The following is a 2,367-nucleotide window of genomic DNA, read 5'->3' on the forward strand; positions in this document are numbered from 1 at the left end:
CTGGGATCCCCAGCTCCACAGGCAGGCTCTGGCTCTGGATGGTGTTCGGCAACTTTTCTGGCTCTCGGCATGGATCCAATCTCTAGACTCTCCCGGCGCTGGCAGATCGATCCTAGCCCCATCTCCCCTGCGATCCGCCATAAGGATATCGGGATGAGAGCGGGATCGGTGGCTCATAGCTGGCGGGGCAGGTAGATGTTGAGAATTTCCCCCCGGTGGGCGCGGTGGCGCACGGTGAGGTAGCCCCCCAAGGCGCGGAACAAGGTTTGGGTGACGGGAAGGCTGAGGCTCACTGCACCCGTATCCGGCTGCACGACCAACAGCTGCCCAATGGCTTGGGGAGATTTGGGCTCTGAGTCGGCAGCGGCGTTGCTGGCCTCAGGTGTGTTGACCTGAAACTGGAGTTTGACCAGCTCGCCAGCGCTGACCAGCTGGGCGCGAATGTGGCTGCCGGCCGGTGTGCTGCGGGCAATGCGATCCACCATGCCGAACAGCACCGCTTCCAGCGCCTTGGGATCGCTGACCACATCCGGCAGCTCGTCGGGGATCTGCAGCTCCAGTTGGGATCCCCGTCGTTTCACCTGCTCCTGCCAGCGAGGTAGGTTTTGCCGCACCAAGTCCACCAACGCAATGGGCTCTAGCTGGAGCCGACGCCCTTCGCCGGGAGTGGCAGCGGGCATCACCGTTTCCGTGGCCTGGAAGAACAGCCCGAAGCGGTTGATCTGCTCGGTACATTCGCGATCGATTTTCTCTACGTATTCCCGTACCCGTGGCGGCAGGTCGCGCCGCTTCAGAATGAGACTGACCAAGGTGCGGATGGTGCTAAGGGGGGTCTGGATCTCGTGAATGAGAGCCCGCAACAGTTCTGCCTCCGAAAGGCTGCTCTGTTGACCAGAGGACTGGCTCTGGGGAGAGGAATCTGTGGGGGAAGGGGGAGAGGAAGCTGCCGAGAGCCGCCCCTTCTTGGTGTCTTCTGGCCGGGTTGGGGGCGCAGGGGAGTTCTCCACCTCAGCTCTGGCAGGGGGCAGGCAAGCGGGCGAGGAGCCCGATTCGGCCAAGTTCCCTAACAAAAGAAGGCTGCTGAAGCGGGCCAGCACCCGCACATGCGGCTGCATCAGTGGATAGTGGATGGCCAACTCTCGCCAAGCAGCAAGCTGATCCGGCCTGCCCTGTTGAACCCGCTGCTCCAGGCTTTGCCAAGCCCGATGCACCACCTCCGGCTCAAAAGACACCATCATGCCTCTTTGCCGCGTGTGGGGGTGATACCCTTGGGCGGCCACCGCCGAAAAAACAGGGGTGAGCACCAGCAAAAAAGGCTCCTCCACCAAGGGATCCCGCGGCAGGAGAGGGATCACCGTCTGGCCAGGGGTCAGGATCGACTCCGGCGACAGATCGGGGGTAAACAGCCAGGGGGCTTCGCGGGCCGGCTCTTGCAGCTTCAGGTTGGGTTCTGGGGCGTCGATGGGCAGCGGCAGCTGGGGCAGCGGATCCCGCACCACCCAGGGGGGCCACCAAGACACCGGCCCACCGATCACCACGCCAAACCGTCCCACCTCTTGCCATAGCTGGAGCAGGGCTGCCACCGTCTGCTGCCACGAGCGCTCCCCCGCCCCCGGCAACCATTCCGGCAAAGGCAGAGCAGCCCACAAGGCTTCCATCAAGGACAGAAATCGGCGGCTGTTCACAGATCCCTTTGTCCCACCCTTCCCCTGTAGGCTAGCGGTTGTGGTGCTCCCAGGACAGCGGAAAACCTCACCTGCTCCAGGGCGGATCCCCGCCTTGCTCACCCAATCCGTCCATCCGGCAGGGTTGCCCCGCGCAAATTGGCACCGCTGAGGTTAGCCGTGCTTAGATCGGCTCGGGTCAGGATCGCGTCGCCGAGATCGGCGTTTTCCAGGTTGGTGCGCCCCAAGTAGGCGTCCACCAGGTTGGCATGCCTCAAATCGGCCCCGGCCAGATTGGCCCGACTGAGATCCGTCCGCGCCAGCTTGGCCGAGCGCAGGCAACTGGCGGAAAAATCGGCCCCGGCCAGATCTGCCTCACTCAAGTTGGCTTCTGTCAGATTCACCTGGCGCAGTATCGCCTCCTTCAAATTGGCCCGCATCATCTGCACTCCTTGCAGGTTTGCTCCTGTAAAGGCAGCCCCCCTCAGGTCGGTCTCGCTCAGGATGGCTCCCTGCAAACAGGCCTGCTGCAGATTGGCCCCTTGCAAGTTGGCCCTGAGCAGGCTGGCCTCTTTGAGATTGGCCCCGCTCAGGTCGGCCCGCGTCAAATCCGCTCCCGCCAGGTTGGCTCCGCTCAGGTCGGCGCGGCTGAGATTGGCGTTGCGCAACACCGCTCCCCGACGACTATCGAGTCGCAAGTTGG

2 protein-coding genes are annotated in these 2,367 nt (G+C 63.5%); both read right to left on the bottom strand.

Features of this window, described 5'->3' with window-relative positions:
• Window positions 1-173 precede the first annotated feature (173 nt).
• Window positions 174-1,685 carry a sensor histidine kinase gene (locus NW844_RS12675; protein WP_414336157.1) on the bottom strand — a complete coding sequence of 504 codons (1,512 nt, stop codon included), beginning with the start codon at window positions 1,683-1,685 and terminating at the stop codon, window positions 174-176.
• Window positions 1,686-1,783: 98 nt separating this feature from the next.
• A partial coding sequence (locus NW844_RS12680; protein WP_414336158.1) for a pentapeptide repeat-containing protein occupies window positions 1,784-2,367 on the bottom strand: 584 nt, incomplete at its 5' end.

Source organism: Synechococcus sp. H55.2, from assembly GCF_047462495.1.
Taxonomy (GTDB): Bacteria; Cyanobacteriota; Cyanobacteriia; order Thermostichales; family Thermostichaceae; genus Thermostichus.